Genomic DNA, 20,143 nt, shown 5'->3' on the forward strand with positions numbered 1-20,143 from the left:
TCCTTTCCGGTGGCAGAAACGTGCTGTTGCACTGTCCGTGCCCTCGAACGCTACAGCTTTGTGACGACTTTTCCCTTTCGGGCTTAGTCTTGGCTCTCGTGTCCAAGCTTTCGACGGCGACGCGCCGGTTGGTACTGGGGCGGCCGTTCCGCAGCGACAAGCTCTCTCACACCCTTCTGCCCAAGCGAATCGCTCTGCCGGTGTTCGCCTCCGACGCTTTGTCGTCGGTCGCCTACGCGCCGGAGGAGATCTTCCTGGTGCTGTCGGTGGCAGGGCTGACCGCCTATTCCCTGACGCCGTGGATCGGCCTTGCGGTCGCAGGCGTCATGTTGATCGTGATCGCGAGTTACCGGCAGAACGTGCATGCGTATCCGTCCGGCGGCGGGGATTACGAGGTCGTCACCACGAACCTCGGGCCCACCGCGGGGCTCACGGTCGCCAGCGCGCTGATGGTGGATTACGTGCTGACAGTTGCGGTGTCGATGTCGTCGGCGATGTCGAACATCGGCTCGGCGGTGCCGTTCGTCGCGCAGCACAAGGTGCTGTTCGCGGTGGTGGCGATCCTGCTGCTGGCGTCGATGAACCTGCGCGGGTTGCGGGAATCGGGCACCGCGTTCGCGATTCCCACCTACGCCTTCATGATCGGCATGTACATCATGCTGGGCTGGGGCCTGTTCCAGATCTACGTTCTGGATCACCCGCTGCGCGCGGAATCCGCCGGTTTCGAGATGCGTCCCGAGCACGGCGAGGTGCTCGGCTTCGCACTCGTGTTCCTGGTGGCTCGGGCGTTCTCCTCGGGTTCGGCGGCGCTGACCGGTGTCGAGGCGATCAGCAACGGGGTGCCAGCCTTCCGTAAGCCCAAGTCGCGCAACGCAGCGACCACCCTGCTGCTGCTCGGGGTGATCTCGGTCACCTTGTTCATGGGGATCATCCTGCTGTCGAAGGCGACAGGAGTGCAGATGGCCGAACGGCCCCAAGAGCAGTTGATCGGTGCGCCGGCCGATTACCACCAGAAGACGTTGATCGCGCAGCTCGCCGACGCGGTGTTCCACAACTTCCCGGTGGGTCTGTACCTGATCGCGGGGGTCACCGCGTTGATCCTGGTGCTGGCGGCGAACACCGCGTTCAACGGGTTTCCGGTGCTGGGGTCGATCCTGGCCCAGGACCGGTACCTGCCGCGGCAGCTGCACACCCGCGGTGACCGGCTGGCGTTCTCGAACGGCATCCTGTTCTTGGCCTTCGCCGCGATCGCCTTCGTGGTGGCTTTCCGCGCCGAGGTGACGGCGCTGATCCAGCTCTACATCGTGGGCGTGTTCGTGTCGTTCACGCTCAGCCAGATCGGCATGGTCCGGCACTGGACCCGGTTGTTACGCACCGAAACCGATCCGGCGGTGCGGCGGCACATGATGCGGTCGCGGATCATCAACGCGGTCGGTCTGACGGCTACCGGCACGGTGCTGGTGGTCGTGGTGGTGACCAAGTTCCTGGCCGGTGCCTGGATCGCGATCCTGGCGATGAGCGCCCTGTTCGTGATCATGAAACTCATCCACAAGCACTACGACACCGTGGCCCACGAGCTCGAGGGGCAGGACGAGGGTGAAGACGGCGACATCGTGCTGCCCAGCCGCAACCACGCGGTGGTCCTGGTGTCGAAGCTGCACCTGCCGACCAAGCGGGCGCTGGCCTATGCGCGAGCGACCCGGCCGGACGTGTTGGAGGCGATCACCGTCAGCGTCGACGACGCCGAGACCCGTGCCCTGGTGCACCAGTGGGAGGACAGCGATGTCAGTGTGCCGCTGAAGGTCATCGCTTCTCCCTATCGCGAAATCACGCGCCCGGTATTGGATTACGTCAGACGGGTGACCAAGGAATCGCCGCGGACCGTGGTGACGGTGTTCATCCCGGAATACGTCGTGGGTCACTGGTGGGAACAGGTGTTGCACAACCAGAGTGCGTTGCGCCTGAAGGGCCGGCTGTTGTTCATTCCGAACGTGATGGTGACATCGGTTCCGTGGCAACTGAATTCGTCGGAGCGCTTGAGGGCGCTGCAGCCCCGGGTCACCCCGGGCGATGCGCGTAGAGGATTCCTGGAATGACGGAACTGACGCTGACCACGGGCCCGGCTGCCAACGGTGGCAGTTGTGTGGCCCGCCATGACGGGCGCGTGGTGTTCGTCCGGTATGCCCTGCCCGGTGAGACGGTGCGGGTCAACGTGTTCGACGAACGTGGATCGTATTGGCACGCAGAGGTTGTCGAGGTCGTCGAAGCTTCGCCGGACCGGGTTTCCTCGCTGTGCACGATCGCCGGGGTAGACGGTGCCGGATGCTGCGATCTGGCGTTCGCCGAGCCAACGGCGGCGCGGCGGCTCAAGGGCTCGGTGGTGGCCAACCAGTTGGCCCGGCTGGGCGGATTCACCTGGCGCGACGAAGAAACCGCCGTGGCCGAACCGGTCGGCACCGGTGAGGCCCGCGGCTGGCGGACCCGCGTGCGGTTGGACACCACCGCCGACGGCCGGGCCGGGTTCCACCGCTACCACAGCGCCGAACTGGTCACCGACCTCGATTGCGGACAACTGCCCGCCGAGCTGACCGACAGCCTGGCCGGGATGCGTTGGACACCAGGGGCGCACGTGCACGTGGTGTTGGACTCCGACGGCCGCAGGCACATCGTGCAATCGGGTCCCAAGCCTGCCGGCGGTAAAGGCAGCCGCGCGGCCGGCCCCAAAAATGCCACCCGCGTCATCGAGGGCGATTACGAGGCGGTGCAGCGCGTCGGCGGACGGCAGTGGATGCTTCCGGTGACGGCGTTCTGGCAGGCCCACCGCGATGCAGCCGCCCTCTACAGCGGGCTGGTGGCCGAATGGTCCGGGCTGCAGCCGGGCATGACGGCGTGGGACCTGTACGGCGGTGCCGGAGTTTTCGCCGCGGCGCTGGCCGAACATGTCGGGCCCGACGGTCGCGTGCTGAGCGTCGATACCTCGCGTGGGGCGTCGCGTGCGGCGCGCACCGCACTGGCCGACCTGCCCTGGGTCTCGGTGGTCACCGACTCGGTGCGACGCGCCCTGTCTGCCGAGTCGGGACGCCCCGACGTCGCGGTGCTCGACCCGCCGCGCACCGGCGCCGGCCGCGAGGTGATCGATGCGCTGGCCGCCACCGGCGTGCCGAGGGTCATCCACATCGGTTGCGAGGCAGCGTCATTTGCCCGCGACATCGGGCTGTATCTACGGCACGGCTATACCGTGGAGGATCTGCGGGTGTTCGATTCCTTCCCGCTCACCCACCATGTGGAGTGCGTCGCGGTGCTGACCCGCTGATCAGGACGGGCGGCCCCGTTCACTCCTGGGCGTCGGGGCCGATCGTCGGAGTGGGGAAATGCGCATAGGTGGCCCGATTGCCGCCCTGGGCCCTCGACTGGTTCATCGCGGTGTCGGCAAGTGCCACGAGGGCGTCGACGACCTGCGGGGTGGGCAGTTCGGTCAGCGGGCGCAACTGGCTGCAGGCCGTGCCGATGCTGGCCGTCAGGCGCATGGGCGTAGTGGTGATGGCCATCCGGATCCGGTTGACCAGGGGTGAGGGGTCGTTGGTCTTGAACACGTCGGCGATCAGGAATTCGCTGTCGGACACGTGGGCCAGCGGGACTTTGTGGCGAACGGTCTCCCGGATGGCCTGGGCGACGGCAACCCGGGCATGGAACGTGCTGTGGCTGCCGTCCATGTCGCTCAGTAGCGCCATGTCATCGATGCCGACCGCCACGATCACCAGGTACTGGTCGTCGTGGCGGCTGTGGGACCCCAGCATCGTGGCGGTGTGCATGTCGAACGCCTCGCGGTTGAGCAGGCCGGTCAACGGGTCGATCTCGCCCGGGTGCTGGACCCGGTCGGGTTCGATCAACTCGACCGCCATCCGGCACAGCGCCGAGGTACTCAGGATCACGAGGAGCGCCACCAGCGTGCCCACGGCCCCCAGCCAGACATCCGTCAGCCCTACCCGCACGCCCAGGAAGGCCACCACCGCGCCGGAGGCCACCCAGGTCAGGTGCAGCACCCGGCGACTGTGCAGGAAGGCCGTGTAGGCGGTGATCAGGCTCAACGAGCTGGAACCCATCAGCCCGACAACCGGGTCCACCAGCAGGATGCAGGTCGCCGCGATACAGGCGGTGCCGATGGACACGACGCTCCACGACTGGGTGCGGCTGGGCCACTGCCGCCGCCACCACCACTGCGCGAGGGTCAGGCCGCCGATGGCCACGGCCACAGCCACGTACTGGAGGCCGCCGTGCGGACCTTTCGGGCTGACCAGCAACAGCAGCGGGACCAGACTCAGTCCGATGATGGTGACCCCGACGAGGCGTTGCATCCAGATGCGCTTGCCCTGCGCAGCGAGCAGGGCAGTACGCGCGTAGTAGTTATCGAATGGACTCAACCCGCACCCCGGAGTAATCGACTTCGTCTAACACCCTACGTAATCATGATGGTCGGTGTTTTGCCGCCGGTTTGAGGCGCTGCCACGGACTTCGTCGGTATTTGCTCGTGTATTCCACCTGTTAGCGTGAACCGCAGGTGTGCCGGGAAGTCTGGTCGGCGTTCGATGCATGCTGACTCCAGGAGCCCGATGAACGATCGCCGTGAACACAGCACTCGACGCTTGCTGGCACGCGGGTCCTGGCCGGAGTGGCAGCGCGTGTCGGAGCTGCTGCGCACCGAGACGGTCGGCGGGGCGTTGCTGCTGGCCGCCGCGGGCGCGGCGCTGGTCTGGGCCAATTCACCGTGGTCATCCGGCTATCACCGGCTCTCGGAGTTCGTCGTCGGCCCACAGTCTCTGCATCTGGACCTGAGTCTGTCGGCCTGGGCGGCCGACGGCCTGCTGGCGGTCTTCTTCTTCGTCGTGGGCGTGGAGCTCAAGCGCGAGTTCGTCGCGGGGGACCTGCGGGATCCGGCCCGCGCTGCGCTGCCCATCGCCGCGGCCGTGGGCGGCATGGTGGTGCCCGCGGCGATCTTCGTCGGGATCAACCTGTTCTCGGGCCATCCGGAGAACATCGACGGGTGGGCGGTGCCGATCGCCACCGACATCGCCTTCGCCCTGGCGGTGCTGGCCGTGGTGTCCACCCACCTGCCTGCGGCGCTGCGGATTTTCCTGCTGACGCTGGCGGTCGTGGACGACCTGCTGGCCATCACGGTGATCGCGGTTTTTTTCACCGACCACGTGGCGTTCGGGCCCTTGGCGGCAGCGTTGATCCCGATCGGGCTGTATGCGTTCGCGGTGCAGCGGGGCGCACGTCAGTGGTGGATCCTGATGCCGCCGGCCATCCTGGCCTGGGCGCTCGTGCATGCCAGTGGCGTGCACGCCACGGTGGCCGGCGTGGTCCTCGGTTTCACCGTTCCCGTGCTGGGCCGCCATGCGTCGGCCGAGCACTTCGAACACCTCGTACGGCCGCTCTCGGCAGGGTTCGCCGTGCCGGTGTTCGCGTTCTTCGCCGCGGGCGTGACGGTCGGTGGCTGGTCGGGCTTCGCAACGGCGTTGTCGCATCCGGTGACCATCGGGGTGATCGCGGGTCTGGTGCTCGGGAAACCCATCGGTGTGCTGGGAACCACATATTTGCTGGCCCGTTTCACCCACGCGAGCCTGGACGAGGATCTCGCCTGGCGGGATGTGCTGGGTGTCGCGATGTTGGCCGGGATCGGTTTCACGGTGTCGCTGCTCATCGGTGAACTGGCGTTCGGGCATGCGTCCGTGGCCGACGACGACGTGAAGATCGCGGTGGTCACCGGATCGGTGGTGGCAGGCCTACTCGCCTCGGTGGTTCTGGTTTCGCGCAATGCCGCATATCGCCGTATCCACCAGCTGGAAACCCTCGATGCCGACCACGACGGTGTGCCCGATGTCTATCAGCCTCGGCAGGACTGACTTCGGGATGCGTGCGTACACTGGCTGGATGCTTGAACAGGTCCGCGGTCCCGCTGATCTACAGCACCTGTCACAGTCCGAGCTGACTGATCTGGCACAGGAAATCCGTCAGTTCCTGATCCACAAGGTCGCTGCAACCGGCGGACATCTTGGCCCCAATCTGGGTGTCGTCGAACTCACCTTGGCGCTGCATCGCGTGTTCGATTCGCCGCACGATCCGATCATCTTCGACACCGGCCATCAGGCGTACGTGCACAAGATGCTGACCGGGCGCGCCCAGGATTTCGACACCCTGCGGTGCAAGGACGGTCTGTCGGGGTACCCGTCGCGCAGCGAGAGCGAGCACGACTGGGTGGAGTCCAGCCACGCCAGCACGGCCCTGTCCTACGCCGACGGTCTGGCCAAGGCCTTCGAGCTGACCGGACACCGCAATCGCCATGTGGTGGCGGTCGTCGGTGACGGCGCCCTGACCGGCGGCATGTGCTGGGAGGCGCTGAACAACATCGCCACCGGTGGTCGCCCGGTGGTCATCGTCGTCAACGACAACGGCCGCAGCTATGCGCCCACCATCGGTGGCTTCGCCGACCACCTCGCGGGTCTGCGCCTGCAGCCGGCCTACGAGCGGATCCTCGAAGAGGGCCGCAAGGCCGTGCGCGGGCTGCCCATCGTGGGCGAGTTCTGCTATCAGTGCATGCACAGCATCAAGGCCGGCATCAAGGACGCGGTGGCCCCGCAGGTGATGTTCACCGATCTGGGGATCAAGTACGTCGGTCCGATCGACGGCCATGACGAGCATGCGGTGGAGAGCGCGCTGCGCAATGCCCGCGGCTTCAATGCCCCGGTGATCGTGCACGTGGTCACCCGCAAGGGCATGGGTTACACGCATGCCGAGAACGACGAGGCCGATCAGATGCACTCGTGCGGCGTGATCGACCCCGAGACCGGGCTGGCCACCAAGGCGTCGGGCCTCGGGTGGACGTCGGTGTTCTCCGACGAACTGGTCAGGATCGGCGGCAAACGGCGCGACATCGTGGCGATCACCGCGGCCATGCCCGGGCCGACCGGTCTGAGTGCATTCCGGGATCGGTTCCCCGACAGGTTCTTTGACGTCGGCATCGCCGAGCAGCACGCCATGACCTCGGCGGCCGGGCTCGCCATGGGTGGCCTGCATCCGGTGGTGGCGATCTACTCCACGTTCCTCAACCGCGCGTTCGACCAGCTGATGATGGATGTGGCGCTGCACAAGCTGCCCGTCACCATGGTGTTGGACCGGGCCGGTGTCACCGGGCCGGACGGGGCCAGCCACAACGGGGTCTGGGACCTTTCGATCCTCGGCATCATCCCGGGCATCCGGGTCGCCGCCCCCCGCGACGGTGCGCGGCTCCGGGAAGAACTCGGCGAGGCGCTGGCTGTCAACGACGGCCCGACCGCCCTCCGGTTCCCCAAAGGTGATGTGGGCGACGACATTCCGGCAGTCGAGCGGCGCGGTGGCGTCGATGTGCTCGCCGTCCCGGCAACCGGTCTGAACCACGACGTACTACTGGTCGCGGTGGGCTCGTTCGCGACGATGGCTCTGGCGGTCGCCGAGCGACTGCGCAATCAGGGCATCGGTGTCACGGTGGTGGATCCGCGCTGGGTCCTGCCGGTCCCGGAGGCCCTCGGCGAGCTGGCCCGCGGTCACAAACTGGTGGTCACAGTCGAGGACAACGGTGTGCACGGCGGCATCGGTTCGTCGGTGTCGGCGGCGCTGCGCCACTCCGAAATCGATGTGCCGTGCCGGGATCTCGGTGTCCCGCAGGTCTTTCAGGAGCATGCTTCGCGTGGCGAGGTACTCGCTGAGATCGGCCTGACCGACCAGCACATCGCCCGTCGGATCACAGGCTGGATCGCCGCGATCGGTGCGTCGGAGGGCGAGCAGGAAGTCACGCATCAGGTGGACTAGCGTCCGGGCAGGATTGCAGGCATGGATGCCGAATTGCAGAGCTGGAAGGACGCCGGGCGGTTTTTCGACTACCTGGGCTTCGACATCTTCTACCGGGTCGAGGGAAGCGGACCGAATCTTCTTCTCATTCACGGATATCCGTTCAACTCTTGGGACTGGTCGCTGATCTGGCCCACCTTGACCGAGCGGTTCACCGTCATCGCGCCGGACATGATCGGGATGGGTTTCTCCGACAAGCCCGTCGCCTACGGCTACTCAGTACCCGACCACGCCGACATGCACGAGGCGCTGCTGGATCACCTCGGGGTCGGAAGTGCCCACATCCTGGCCCATGACCTGGGTGATTCGGTCGGTCAGGAGCTGTTGGCCCGCCACGAGTTCGGCGGACGGTCCTACGGGGCACTCGACATCGACTCGATCACCTGGCTGAACGGCGGAATGTTCAACGAGGCCTACACCCCACGGCTGCTGCAGAAGGTGATGTCGCGAACACCGTTGGGCGACATCATGAGTCCGCTGCAGGGCAGTCGGTTCTCGCGTCGGATCGTGGAGCCCACCATCAACGAGATGTTCGGAGTGAACACCAAACCGTCGCCGGAGCTCATGGACAAGTTCCACCAGATCCTGGAGTACAACGACGGCAAGCGGGTCATCCACAAGGTCGGCCGGTTCGTCAACGACCGCTACACCCACCGGAACCGGTGGGTACGAGCGATGCGGGAGACCTCGGTGTCGATGCGGTTGATCGACGGGCCGTCGGACCCGAATTCGGGGCGGCACATGGCGAAGCGCTATCGCGAGGTGATTCCCGATCCCGATGTGGTGATGCTCGCGGATGACATCGCGCACTGGCCGCAGATCGAGGATCCACAGGCGGTGCTGTCGCATTTCCTGGCCCACATCGACCGGGTCAGCGGGTGAGCGTCAGTCGGTGGAGCTGAGCGCCTTGGTCAGCACCGGCACGGTCAGCTCCCGCTGCCACGGACGGACGTTGGCCTCGACGAGGAATTCCTCCACTGCGGTGGCCACATCGGCGACCGGACGCCAGTCCCAGCACAGTCGGCGCACCACCTCGGGGGTGATGAGGTTCTCGGCAGGCACCGATACGCGCTCCGACAGTTCGGCCAGGCCCGCGCGCGCGGCTTCGAGCCGGGCGGCGGCTTCCGGCTTGCGCCTGGCCCAACGGGCTGCCGGGGGCGGGCCGCTCTGGCTGTCGTTGGCCTCGGGCGAGTCGGTGCTCTCCCTGGCCCGGTTCAGTGCGTCCAGCCAGACCTTGGCGCTTTTCCGCTGTTTGGAGCCACCGAAGACCGGCAGCGCGATGAGCTCGTCGACGGTCTTGGGATCGGCCGTCGCCGCGTTGATGATCGCGGCGTCGGGCAGAATCCGTCCGGGCGCGATGTCGCGGCCGCGGGCGATGGAGTCGCGGGTGGTCCACAGCTCGCGTACGGCCGACAATGCCTGCGGGTTGCGCACCTTGTGGATGCCGGAGGTGCGCCGCCAACGGTCACGCCGGGTGGGCTGTGCCACATAGGTGCGTAGGTACTCGAATTCCTGTGTCGCCCAGTCGGTTTTGCCCTGCTCTTCGAGGACCGCGGCGATCGCGTGGCGCAGTTCCAGCAGCACTTCGACGTCCAGGGCGGCGTAGTTGAGCCAGTCCGGCGGCAGTGGACGTTTGGACCAGTCGGCCGCGCCGTGCCCCTTCATCAATTGCAGGCCGAGCAGCCGTTGCACCATCGCAGCCAGGTTGACCCGCTCGAAACCGGCCAGCCGGCCCGCCAATTCGGTGTCGTAGAGCTTGCCCGGGCGCAGGCCGATCTCGGACAGGCACGGCAGGTCCTGATCGGCGGCGTGGAGCACCCATTCGTCCTGGGCCAGGGCTTCGGCGACCGGCGCCATCGCGTCGATGGGGGAGCCGCCGTGGTTGACCGGGTCGATCAGCGCTGTGCCCGAACCGGAGCGACGGATCTGCACCAGGTACGCGCGGTTGGAGTAGCGGAAGCCGGACGCACGTTCCGCATCGATCGCGAAGGGCCCGCTGCCTTTGGCAAGAGAGGTTGCTGCAGAAGAGATCTCACCCGCAGTGACGCAGACCTCGGGGACCCCTTCGGCGGGTGAGAGCAGCGGGGTTGAGTCGGCCTCTTGGGGCTCGGCAGTGTCTGGGTCTTCGTCAGTCATCTCACGCGCGCGTACGGGTACTCAGGTCGGTGACACCAGCCGGGGGCAACCCGGCCGCGTGCTCGAGCACTTCACAGAATGCCTCCACATGCGGCCCTAACTCCAGATCGGTGGCGGTCCAGGAGGCCCGCAGCTCAAGCTGGTGTGCCCGCGGCGGGCCGGATATGTCACCGTAGCGCACCGACGTGGTGGCGGTGACGGTGCCGCCCAGCGCGGTGACGTGCTCGGCACGCGATTCCAGGGCGTCCACCAGCCAGCTCCAGGCCACCTCGGGCAGCAGGGGGTCGATGGCTTCGCTGGAATCCAGGTCGGCCTGGATGTAGGCGACCAGGCGCATGGTGCCGTCCCAGGCCTCGGCGCCTTCGGGGTCGTGCAGCAGGATCAGCCGGCCGAACGCGTCTCCCTCGGAGCGCTCCGGGATGACCGCCGTATCGGGATGTCGGACCTCGGCGCCCAGCGCGTAGCTGTAAGGCGCCAACCGCTGTGGCGGGCGTATCGGACCCAGTTCGATTTCTGGCCGTACGGTGGTGGCGTTCATCGCCGCCACCGCCGTCCGGAACTGGGCCGGTTCGGCAGAGGTCACGGCGTTTGACGCTAGCGGATACTGCCAGGACAGGAAGCAGGCGCGCCGAAGTCCGGGCGTCACGAACCGGCAACGGCCTGCGCCCACGGGCACATGGCACCATAGGAGCCGATGAATACCCGCCGGGAGCTGCCCGATTCCCCCTATCTTGCCGCCGCGAGCGGCCGCACCCCACACCGTGTGCCGGTGTGGTTCATGCGGCAGGCCGGCCGCTCGTTGCCGGAGTACCGTGCGCTGCGTGCCCAGCACCGCATGCTGGAGGCCTGCTTCGACCCCGAACTGGTCTGCGAGATCACCCTGCAGCCGGTGCGCAGGCACGGCGTCGACGCCGCGATCCTGTTCTCCGACATCGTGGTGCCGCTGAAGGCCGCCGGGATCGGTCTGGACATCGTGCCGGACGTGGGCCCGGTCATCGAACACCCGATCCGGTCGGTGGCCGATGTCGAGGGCATGAAACCGCTTGATCCGGTGCAGGTGTCGCCGGTCACCGAGGCCGTCTCGATGCTCGTCCGCGAGCTGGGCGACGTGCCGCTGATCGGCTTCGCCGGCGCGCCGTTCACGCTGGCCTCCTATCTGGTGGAGGGTGGCCCCAGCCGTCACCATGAGCGCACCAAGGCGATGATGCTGGGGGAGCCGGCCACCTGGCATGCGCTGATGACTTCGCTGACCGATCTGACCATCACCTTCCTGCAGGCCCAGGTCGACGCCGGGGCCGATGCCCTGCAGGTGTTCGACTCCTGGGCCGGGACGCTGTCGCTGGCCGACTACCGCACCTACGTGCTGCCGCACACCACGCGGGTGTTCGCCGCCATGGCCCCGGCAGGTGTGCCGATGACGCATTTCGGCGTCGGCACCGCCGAGCTGCTCGGGGCGATGTCCGAGGCGTTGGGCACCGCGCCGGCCACCATGGTCGGGGTGGACTGGCGCACCTCGCTGGTCGACGCCGCGGCCCGGGTCAAACCGGGCAGTGCCCTGCAGGGCAACCTCGATCCGGTGGTGCTGCTGGCGGGGTGGCCGGTGGCCGAGGTGGCGGTGCGCCGCGTGGTCGAGGACGGGCGTGCCGCAGTGGCGGCCGGAGCGGCCGGTCACGTCTTCAACCTGGGCCACGGTGTGCTGCCGGCGACCGATCCCGGCATCATCACCGAGGCGGTGACATTGGTGCACTCGCTGTGAGTGTGTCCTATTGCGTTGTCGGCGGCGGTATTTCAGGACTCGTCGCGGCGTACCGATTGCGGCTCGCGGCCGGGCCGCGCGCGGTGATCACGCTGCTTGATCCGGCGGACCGGCTCGGAGGGGTGTTGCGCACCGAACGGGTCGGCGGGCAACCCTTCGATGTCGGTGCCGAGGCGTTCGTGGTGCGCCGACCCGAGATGCTGGACCTGCTCGCCGAGCTGGGCCTGGCCGGCCGTCAGCTCAGCCCCACCGGCACCCGGCCGCTGATCTACAGCGGGGCGCGGCTGCATCAGCTGCCGCAGGGCACCCTGCAGGGCATTCCGGCGCAGGCGTCGTCGCTGCTCGGTCTCGTCGACGACGAGACCGTGGCGCGCATCCTCGATGAACGCTCCCGGCCCCTGCGGTGGAGCCCGGGCGCCGATCCGTCGGTCGCCGAGCTGGTCGGTGACCGGTTCGGTTCGCAGGTGGTGACCCGGTCCGTGGATCCGTTGCTCACCGGCGTGTACGCGGGCTCCTCGGCGACGATCGGGTTGCGTTCGGCGGTGCCGTCGCTGGCGGCGGCACTGGACCGCGGGGCGCACAGCCTCACCGAGGCGGTGCGTGAGGCGCTGCCGCCACCGTCGGATGCACCGGTGTTCGGGGCGGTCGACGGCGGCTACACCGTGCTGCTGGACGAGCTGCGTCGCCGCGCCGACGTGCGGTGGGCGCAGGTCGCCGCGGTGCGGGTGGACCGTCGTGGAGGCGGCTGGTCGGTGCTCGACGATGAGGGCGCCAGTTGGCACGCCGACGCGGTGATGCTGGCGGTGCCGGCGCCACACCTGCCGTCACTGATCGAACACATCGCTCCGCGCACGGCAGCAGCCGCCCGGCGCATCCGGGTGGCCTCGGCGGCGGTCGTGGCCCTGGCGCTGCCGGGCGGCACACCGTTGCCGCAGCAGTCGGGTGTACTCGTGGCCGCGGGGGAACGTCTCAATGCCAAGGCGGTCACGATGTCCTCGCGCAAGTGGGGCCGGCGCGGGAACGTCGAGATGGTGCGGTTGTCGTTCGGACGCTATGGCGACGACATGGCCGCCAACACCGGCGATGACGACTTGCTGGCCTGGTCGGCCCGCGATCTGACCACGCTGTTCGGTGTCACGGTGGACCCGGTGGACAGCCATGTGCACCGCTGGATCGACGCGATGCCGCAGTACGGCCCCGGGCACGGTGATCTGGTCGCCGAACTACGTGCGGGACTGCCCCCGACGCTGGCGGTGGCGGGCGGTTATCTCGACGGGATCGGGGTGCCCGCGTGTGTGGGCACCGCCACCCGGGCGGCCGCGGAACTGGTGTACAGCGGCGTGGCACGATAGGCGTATGGCCAAGCTCGACTACGACGAACTGAACTCCACCATCCGCTACCTGATGTTCTCGGTGTTCGCGGTGAGCCCCGGGGAACTGGGCGACGAACGGACCCCGGTGATCGACGAGGCGACGGCCTTCTTCAAGACCCAGGAAGAGCGTGGTGTGGTCGTGCGCGGCCTGTACGACGTGGCCGGCCTGCGGGCCGACGCGGACTTCATGGTCTGGACCCACGCCGACAACATCGAGGCGCTGCAGGCGACCTATTCGGACTTCCGGCGCACCACCGCGCTGGGCCGGGTCAGCGACCCGGTGTGGAGCAGCGTGGCGCTGCACCGCCCGGCCGAGTTCAACAAGAGCCACGTCCCGGCCTTCATCGCCGGTGAGGACCCGGGCAACTACATCTGCGTGTACCCGTTCGTGCGCTCCTACGAGTGGTACCTGCTGCCCGAGGAAGAGCGCCGGCGCATGCTGTCCGAGCACGGCATGGCCGCCCGCGGTTACAAGGACGTGCGGGCGAACACGGTGCCCGCGTTCGCTCTCGGCGACTACGAGTGGATCCTGGCCTTCGAGGCACCCGAGCTGCATCGCATCGTCGACCTGATGCGCGATCTGCGGGCCACCGACGCCCGCCGTCACACCCGCGAGGAGACGCCGTTCTTCACCGGCCCGCGGGTCAGCGTCGAAGATCTGGTCGCCAAGCTGCCGTAGTTTTCTTGCGCGAGCAGACACAGATGTCCCCATACACCCGGCGTGTTGGGGACATTTGTGTCTGCCGGCCAAGGTAGTTGACCTGGGCTTTCAGATCGCGGGTCTACCCTCGCGGGCATGACTGCTCCGCAAGAATCCGATCGCTTCGAAGAGATGTACCGCGATGAGCGGACGGCACATGGACTGCCCGCCGCGACACCGTGGGACATCGGTGGGCCGCAGCCGGTCGTGCAGCAGCTCGTCGCGCTGGGCGCCGTCAAGGGTGAGGTGCTCGATCCCGGCACCGGGCCCGGTCACCACGCCATCCACTATGCGTCAAAAGGGTTGTCGGCCACGGGTGTTGACGCGTCGCCAGCCGCGATCGAGCGGGCCCGGCAGAACGCCCGGCAGGCCGGTGTGACAGTGGATTTCCGGGTGGCCGACGCGACGAAACTCGACGGCCTCGAGGGCAGATTCGACACTGTCGTCGACACCGCGTTCTATCACGTCTTCACCGGTGAGCCCGAGTTGCAGAAGTCCTACGCGCGGGCGCTGCACCGGGCCACCAAACCCGGTGCACGGCTGTACATGTACGAGTTCGGTGAGCACAACGTCAACGGCTTCAGGATGCCGCGTTCGATGACTGCCGACGATTTCCGTGAAGTCCTTCCCGACGGAGGCTGGGAGATCACCTATCTCGGAACAACCACCTACCAGGGCAACGTCAGCGTCGAGGTTTTCGAGACGATGGCTGCGCGCAACCCCGACATGGCCGACGAGATGGCCCCGTTGCTGGAGCGACTGCGGGTGATCGAACCATGGCTGGTCGACGGCCGGGTGCACATGCCGTTCTGGGAGGTGCACGCCTCCCGCGTGGACTGAGGCGCGGCGCTCAGGCGGTCTTGGGTACCAGCTTCAGTGAGATCGAGTTGATGCAGTACCGCTGATCGGTCGGAGTGGGGTAGCCCTCGCCCTCGAACACGTGCCCCAGGTGGCTGTGGCAGTTCGCGCACAGCACCTCGACGCGGCGCATGCCGAGCGAGGTGTCCGACCGCAGGATCACCGCGGCGGAATCAGCCGGATCGAAGAACGACGGCCAGCCGCAATGGGATTCGAATTTCTCGGTGCTGCGGAACAACTCGGCGCCGCAGGCCCGGCACTCATACACGCCTTCGGTCTTGGTGTCGGTGTACTCACCGGTGAAGGGCCGCTCGGTGCCCGCCCGGCGCAGCACCGCGAACTCTTCAGGGGTCAGCTTCTCGCGCCACTGGTCATCGGTCAGTTGCAGCTTGGGACCGTCGGTCGTCATGAACCCAAATTACGTGTTGCCCGCCGGTGCGCGCCAGGCACGACGGATCCGTACGAGCGCCGGGCGCCGTGACCGCGGCATCGGGTCAGCAGGTCGCATCCGGTCAGTACGGGGCGGTGGGCGGGTAGGGCGGTGGCATCAGTCTCTTGTTGTGTGCGTCAGCGGCCATGTAGGCCCACACCATGCCGCCGATCCAGGTGAACAGCCAGAGGAACCAGGTCAAGCCGAGGGTGAAGAATCCGATGATGAGCAGCAACGCGTTGATGCCGAACATGATGAAGGCGCCCGGCACCGTTGCGTAGAGCATTCCCAGGCAGCCGAACAGTCCGGCCAGCAAGGCCGCGAGCCCGGGGTTTTTCGTCGGAGCGGCCGGCGCATACATGTTGACCTGGACGGCGGGCGGGGCCGGGTATGGGTAAGGCTGTGGGCCGGTGGCGCCGAAGTAGCCGGGCGGTGGGCTCAGATTGGGCTGCAGGATCGGCGGTGGCTGCTGTGACTGGATGGGTGGTGGCACCGCAGGCAGATAGTTGTCGTCGGCCTGGCTCATGGTTGCCCCCTTGGTCGATTTGGTGAGGTGAGGCTACCGCCACGGGGGATCGGGTGTGTGCTGCTGGGCTACTTTTGCTCATCGAGCGAGCGCGAGCGTTGAGCTGATCTGGCAGATTCGTCCAAGCGCCCGGCGGGGACGCGCGTGATGCTCGAGACTGGATCAATCACCTATGACAGGGGAGCTCACATGCCGGCGATGTCACGGATCGAGCGCGCATTCTGCAAGACGGCGCTGTGGCGTGGGGGAACCGGGCAGGCCGTGCTCGGTAGCATCCCGGTCGATCGGTTGGGTCACGATGTTCTCGAAATCGGCTCGGGCAGTGGCGATATCGCGGCCCGGTTGCGGCAGGGCAATCCGGATCTGGCCATCACCGCGACCGACTTCGACCCGGCGATGGTGCGCGCCGCCGCCCGGCGGCTGCAGGCATATCCAGACGTGACCGTGCGTGGGGCCGACGCCACCGACCTGCCATTCGCCGACGACTCGTTCGATTCGGTGCTGAGCTGCCTGATGCTGCACCACATCGTGGAATGGGAGAAGGCCGTCGCCGAGATCGCCCGGGTGTTGCGGCCGGGCGGTGTGTTCACTGGCTACGACCTGACCCGAACCCCGATGGCAACGGCGATCCACCGGCTCGACCGGTCACCGTTCCGGCTGGTCGAACCCGACGAGCTCGATGAGGTCTGCGCGCACCACGGCCTGCCGATGCAGACCCGGACCCGCCTGGCGGGTCAGGTCATGCAGTTCACCTCAGACTGATTCGGCTTCCTTGGCACGGTTCAGCCACGGCGGATCGATGCCCTCGTCGAGCCTGCCGTCCTGCTTGGCGTCGAGGTAGCGGAAGTACAGCACGCAGAACACCACGACCAGCATGAGTGACCAGCCGTAGGTGATCTTCATGTACTCCAGGAACCGGCCGGTGGTCGGCCAGCGCCACAACAGCCAGCGGTCCATCGTCATGAACCCGTAGACCCCCAGCCACGCCGGCCAGTTGCGGATCACCGAGTTCGGCAGCACCACCGTCATCAGGAACGGGAACAGCATCATCGAGTAGTAGCCCTGGGCCAGTCCGAGCACCAGCCACGAGCTGATCAGCAGGACGCCTGACGAGGTCAGCATCCAGAACAGCTGGTCGCGTTCGCGGTAGTAGCGGTAGAGCAGCCACAGGCTGACCACCGTCAGCACCACCGCGATCACGCGCAGCAAGATGATCAACCACATCGGCAGCCCGTAGTAGATGCCGTTGCCCAGGATCGAGGAGTTGAAGTAGTCGCGAGTCTCAAGGATGTAGGGCGCGGTGTTGCGCACGAAGCCCATCGGGTCCGCCGACAGCGGCCAGGCCACCGCGTTGAACGCCAGGGGCACACCGAACGCGGTGATCAGGGTGCGCCACTGCCGGTTCAACACCGGCAACAGCAGCAGCGGTGCCAATGACGGCTTCACCACCAGCGTCAGGCCGATCGCCGCCCCTGCCAAAAGTTCGTTGCGGGTGCCGCCCTTGAGCAGGAACCAGAAGAACAACACCTCGGCCAGCAGCAGGCAGCCGTTGATGTTTGTGAAAACCAGTGTGTTGGTGACCGATTCGGTGCAGAACATGGCCAGCAGCAGGGCTGGCAGCGCTACTGAGGTCAATGAGAATTTGAACAGTCGTACCAGTACGCATGCGGCGATGATGACTGCCGCGGAGTTGATCCCGACGAACCAGAACCGCGACGCGAACTCCGGCAGGAACCCGAACGGGGCCAGCAGCAGAGTGCCGCCCGGTGGGTAGAGGTAGTGCGGGTCGACGAAGTTGAAATGTTCGTTGTAGATGGCCCAGTGCCGACGGAAGTTCGACACCGCGCGGTACACCGGACCGAAATCGTCGGTGATGTAGCCGTTGGTGGCCAGCACATAGCTGCGATGGATGATCGACAGAATCGCGACCGGCCACAGCACCGAACGCAGCACCGTGGCGGTGCTCGGCGGGGAGGTGCGGGGACGGAAGGAGTTCAGAAGACCGACTCTGATGGGATTGGTCGTGGATTCTGCTTCGGCCACCAGCGAACCTTATACCGACGTCGATCGGGCCCCGCGTCAGGCAGGACAGTAGGTGTCGGTCTCGGGCAGTTTGCCGCTGTTGAGATAGCCGGTCAGCGGGGGTAGCGCGCACGGGGTGTAGATGCTGGCGCCGTGGCCGATGCCCTGCCACATCACCCGCCGGTTGTTGGCGCCGGCGTTGATGATGGTGGCGGCGACGGCGGCGACGCCCTCGTTGCCGACGATCGGGTCGTTGTGCACGCCGAGCAGCAGCACCGGAATCTTGAGGTCCTGCGGGTCTTTTGGTGCGGTGCCGCTGGGCCAGTTGAGGCATTTGACGAGGTTCAGCGCCCCGACGGCGCCGAACTGCGGGTAGAGCTTGCCCCAGGCGACCACCAGTTCACGGACCCGGTCCGGGGTCGGCCGGTTCAGCGCGTCGCTGCAGGAGTTCACGAACTGGCCGTCGGTCTGGCGCAGGCTGTCGGCTTGGGTGATCAAGGTCGAGATCGGACCGGCATCACCGGCGCGAGCCGCGGCCAGGGCGCCGGCCAGGTTGTTGGTGGCGGCCACCCTGTCGCCTTGGGGGAAGCCCATTCCGGTGGTGATCGCGTCGACCAGCGTGGCAACCGAGGCCCCGCCGGGTCCGCGGCCGGCCCGCGCGTCGGCCAGCAGGGCGTCGACGGCGCCCTTCGCATCGGGGGCCAGCGGGCAGTTGGTGGCCACGCACTGGGCGGCGAACGCGTCCAGCGCGGCCTGTTGGCCCTTCACACGTTGTTCGGCCGCGGCCTCGGCACTGAGTGCCAGCGGTAGCGGGGAGTCCAGGATCAGCCGCGACACCTTGTTGGGGTGCGAGCCGGCATAGGCCAGGGCCACCTGAGCGCCGTTGCCGACGCCCAGTAGCGCCAGGGAGGGCACATCCCAGGTGCTGCGCAGCCGTTCCAGATCCTCGGCCGTGTGCGCGTTGTCGTAGGCCGAGTCGCCCGGGGCGATGGTGTCGGTGCAGCTGGTGGTGGCGGTCATGGTGACCGCGCCCAGGTTGGCCACCGGATCGTCGCCGGCTTGAAACTGCGTCTGGTCCAGCATTTCCTGGCGGTCGTAGACGTCGCGGCAATCGATGGCGCCGGACATGCCGATGCCGCGCCGGTCCACGGCGACGATGGGATGCGTCTTGAGGATGTCGGTTCCCGAGCGCGCCAACCATGTCGGCAGCTGCACCGAGGTGGGGACGTCGGATCCGGTGGTCATCACCAGCGGTCCGGCGTCGGGCGGGGTCTGCGTCGAACGGGCCCGCACCACGCCGATGCTGATCGTGCCGGTGGCCCCGTTGATGGAGTCGAGATCGGCGTCGTAGGTCGCGCAGTCCAGCGTGACGTCGGCGGGCGGCTGGACGCCGGCACCGCTGAACACCCGCGGGGTGCAGTCCCGCCAGGACAGGTCGTTCTTCGGCGCTTCGATGCCGGGCGCACCGGGCGGGGCCGCCGAGGTGGTCACGGGCTGTCCCTGCGGGTGAGCGCCGGAGTTGGTGGCATACCGCGGATCTGCGGCGAACAGCGGCGCACAGGCAGTGAGCCCCAGTGACAGGACGGGCACGGCGACCGCCGACCTTCTCAGGGCTTTCACCAGCTGATGACGCATGCTGACCACAGTAGCGACAGGGTTGTCAGTGCCCGCGGACGTAGCGGGTGTACAGGTAGCCCTCGTCGTCGGTGAGCAGGTGCGAGGGCCGCATCCGGGTGTGCGCCTGGCCCGCACCGGTGGCGATGCGCCGGGCCACGCCGCCGAGCAGGATCGGTGCCACGGTCAGGCAAAGCTCGTCGAGCAGGTCGTTTTCGATGAGCAGGCTCAACAGCGACGGGCCGCCCTCGGTCAGCACCCGGAAGAGCTTGCGTTCGGCCAGGATTCGCAGTGCCACCGCCGGGTCGACGCGCGAGGGGTCCGCACCGGAGGCGTCGAGGACCTCGGCGAGAGTGCCCAGCCGGCGCCGTGCGTCGGCGACGGTCTTGGTGGCGGTGAGGATGAGCGGTGCCACCTCGGTGCGGGTGAAGAACTTGGAGTTCTGGTCGAGCTCGGCCGATGCGGTGATGACGGCGATCGGCGGCACTTCGTCCTGGCCACGGCGCTGGCGCTCCTGCCGCTGGGCGGCCGACAGCTGCACGCCGGAGTAGTTCTCGATCCGCACCGTCGCCGCGCCCATCAGGATGACGTCGGCCGTCTGGCGCATGAGATTGAACACAGCCCGGTCACCCGGACCGGCCAGGCCGCCGGACTTGCCGTCCTCGGTGGCACCGCCGTCGAGGCTACTGATCATGTTGCCTCGCACCCAACATCGCCGCAGGTCATCGGGGTAGGTGTAGTAATCGGCCAGCTGGCCGTCGGCGATCTTGTCGACGTTTCCCAGCACGGTCAGGTCGGTCCCGGCGGTGTCATCGGACATGAACTGAATTGGAGCACGTCGTTA

At 67.4% G+C, this 20,143-nt stretch carries 18 protein-coding genes; 10 read left to right on the plus strand and 8 right to left on the minus strand.

What is annotated here, in order from left to right:
• Positions 1–98: 98 nt before the first annotated feature.
• Together ACWEFV_RS02630 and ACWEFV_RS02635 are read left to right on the plus strand one after the other, a co-directional pair.
• On the plus strand, positions 99–2,096 hold the full coding sequence (locus tag ACWEFV_RS02630) for an APC family permease (RefSeq protein WP_450068964.1): 1,998 nt from the start codon (positions 99–101) through the stop codon (positions 2,094–2,096).
• On the plus strand, positions 2,093–3,313 hold the full coding sequence (locus ACWEFV_RS02635; RefSeq protein WP_450068965.1) for a class I SAM-dependent RNA methyltransferase: 1,221 nt from the start codon (positions 2,093–2,095) through the stop codon (positions 3,311–3,313). Before ACWEFV_RS02630 ends, ACWEFV_RS02635 begins: the two co-directional genes overlap by 4 nt.
• 19 nt (positions 3,314–3,332) lie before the next feature.
• On the opposite strand, the gene ACWEFV_RS02640 is transcribed toward ACWEFV_RS02635, so the two are convergent.
• A complete protein-coding gene (locus ACWEFV_RS02640; protein ID WP_450068966.1) occupies positions 3,333–4,421 on the minus strand; it encodes a GGDEF domain-containing protein in 1,089 nt (362 codons plus the stop codon).
• Between the two features lie 189 nt (positions 4,422–4,610).
• Between ACWEFV_RS02640 and nhaA the strand changes: the two genes are divergently transcribed.
• Genes nhaA through ACWEFV_RS02655 form a run of 3 tightly spaced genes read left to right on the plus strand, consistent with a single transcriptional unit; the run spans position 4,611 to position 8,766 of the window.
• Entirely contained in the window at positions 4,611–5,903 is a 1,293-nt protein-coding gene (gene nhaA / locus ACWEFV_RS02645; protein WP_450068967.1) for a Na+/H+ antiporter NhaA, read from the plus strand.
• A 28-nt stretch (positions 5,904–5,931) separates the two neighbouring features.
• Complete coding sequence (gene dxs / locus ACWEFV_RS02650; RefSeq protein WP_450068968.1) at positions 5,932–7,845, plus strand: 1-deoxy-D-xylulose-5-phosphate synthase; 1,914 nt, start codon at positions 5,932–5,934, stop codon at positions 7,843–7,845.
• Between the two features lie 21 nt (positions 7,846–7,866).
• Positions 7,867–8,766 (plus strand): alpha/beta fold hydrolase, encoded by a 900-nt coding sequence (locus tag ACWEFV_RS02655; RefSeq protein ID WP_450068969.1) that lies wholly within the window; start codon positions 7,867–7,869, stop codon positions 8,764–8,766.
• 3 nt (positions 8,767–8,769) lie between these two features.
• On the opposite strand, the gene ACWEFV_RS02660 is transcribed toward ACWEFV_RS02655, so the two are convergent.
• Positions 8,770–10,020, minus strand: coding sequence for an HRDC domain-containing protein (locus tag ACWEFV_RS02660; protein ID WP_450068970.1), 1,251 nt, complete (start codon positions 10,018–10,020; stop codon positions 8,770–8,772).
• 1 nt (position 10,021) lies between these two features.
• Positions 10,022–10,603, minus strand: coding sequence for a DUF3000 domain-containing protein (locus ACWEFV_RS02665; protein WP_135453885.1), 582 nt, complete (start codon positions 10,601–10,603; stop codon positions 10,022–10,024).
• 111 nt (positions 10,604–10,714) lie between these two features.
• Here ACWEFV_RS02665 and hemE point away from each other — a divergent pair, with 111 nt between their 5' ends.
• The 4 genes from hemE (at position 10,715) to ACWEFV_RS02685 (ending at position 14,689) form a co-directional block, all read left to right on the plus strand.
• On the plus strand, positions 10,715–11,776 hold the full coding sequence (hemE, locus tag ACWEFV_RS02670) for a uroporphyrinogen decarboxylase (protein ID WP_135453886.1): 1,062 nt from the start codon (positions 10,715–10,717) through the stop codon (positions 11,774–11,776).
• Positions 11,773–13,128, plus strand: a complete 1,356-nt coding sequence (locus tag ACWEFV_RS02675) for a protoporphyrinogen oxidase (RefSeq protein ID WP_135453887.1) — start codon at positions 11,773–11,775, stop codon at positions 13,126–13,128. Before hemE ends, ACWEFV_RS02675 begins: the two co-directional genes overlap by 4 nt.
• A 4-nt stretch (positions 13,129–13,132) precedes the next feature.
• Positions 13,133–13,828 (plus strand): hydrogen peroxide-dependent heme synthase, encoded by a 696-nt coding sequence (gene hemQ, locus ACWEFV_RS02680; protein WP_044517907.1) that lies wholly within the window; start codon positions 13,133–13,135, stop codon positions 13,826–13,828.
• A 117-nt stretch (positions 13,829–13,945) separates the two neighbouring features.
• On the plus strand, positions 13,946–14,689 hold the full coding sequence (locus ACWEFV_RS02685; protein WP_450068971.1) for a class I SAM-dependent methyltransferase: 744 nt from the start codon (positions 13,946–13,948) through the stop codon (positions 14,687–14,689).
• 10 nt (positions 14,690–14,699) lie between these two features.
• Here the strand turns inward: ACWEFV_RS02685 and msrB are convergent, their stop codons facing one another.
• Positions 14,700–15,116, minus strand: a complete 417-nt coding sequence (gene msrB / locus ACWEFV_RS02690) for a peptide-methionine (R)-S-oxide reductase MsrB (protein ID WP_450068972.1) — start codon at positions 15,114–15,116, stop codon at positions 14,700–14,702.
• A gap of 103 nt (positions 15,117–15,219) precedes the next feature.
• The gene (locus ACWEFV_RS02695) at positions 15,220–15,663 is read right to left on the minus strand and encodes a hypothetical protein (protein ID WP_450068973.1); all 444 of its coding nucleotides are present in this window, start codon (positions 15,661–15,663) and stop codon (positions 15,220–15,222) included.
• Between the two features lie 189 nt (positions 15,664–15,852).
• Here ACWEFV_RS02695 and ACWEFV_RS02700 point away from each other — a divergent pair, with 189 nt between their 5' ends.
• Positions 15,853–16,425 (plus strand): class I SAM-dependent methyltransferase, encoded by a 573-nt coding sequence (locus ACWEFV_RS02700; RefSeq protein WP_450068974.1) that lies wholly within the window; start codon positions 15,853–15,855, stop codon positions 16,423–16,425.
• Here the strand turns inward: ACWEFV_RS02700 and aftC are convergent.
• The 3 genes from aftC to ACWEFV_RS02715 are packed head-to-tail and all read right to left on the minus strand — an operon-like array spanning position 16,417 to position 20,119.
• Complete coding sequence (aftC, locus tag ACWEFV_RS02705) at positions 16,417–17,709, minus strand: arabinofuranan 3-O-arabinosyltransferase (RefSeq protein WP_450069257.1); 1,293 nt, start codon at positions 17,707–17,709, stop codon at positions 16,417–16,419. The genes ACWEFV_RS02700 and aftC overlap by 9 nt on opposite strands.
• Before the next feature lie 33 nt (positions 17,710–17,742).
• A complete protein-coding gene (locus ACWEFV_RS02710; protein WP_450068975.1) occupies positions 17,743–19,320 on the minus strand; it encodes an alpha/beta hydrolase in 1,578 nt (525 codons plus the stop codon).
• A gap of 25 nt (positions 19,321–19,345) precedes the next feature.
• The gene (locus ACWEFV_RS02715; RefSeq protein ID WP_450068976.1) at positions 19,346–20,119 is read right to left on the minus strand and encodes a pyrimidine reductase family protein; all 774 of its coding nucleotides are present in this window, start codon (positions 20,117–20,119) and stop codon (positions 19,346–19,348) included.
• Between the last annotated feature and the right edge of the window lie 24 nt (positions 20,120–20,143).

Source organism: Mycobacterium sp. NPDC004974, assembly GCF_053600815.1.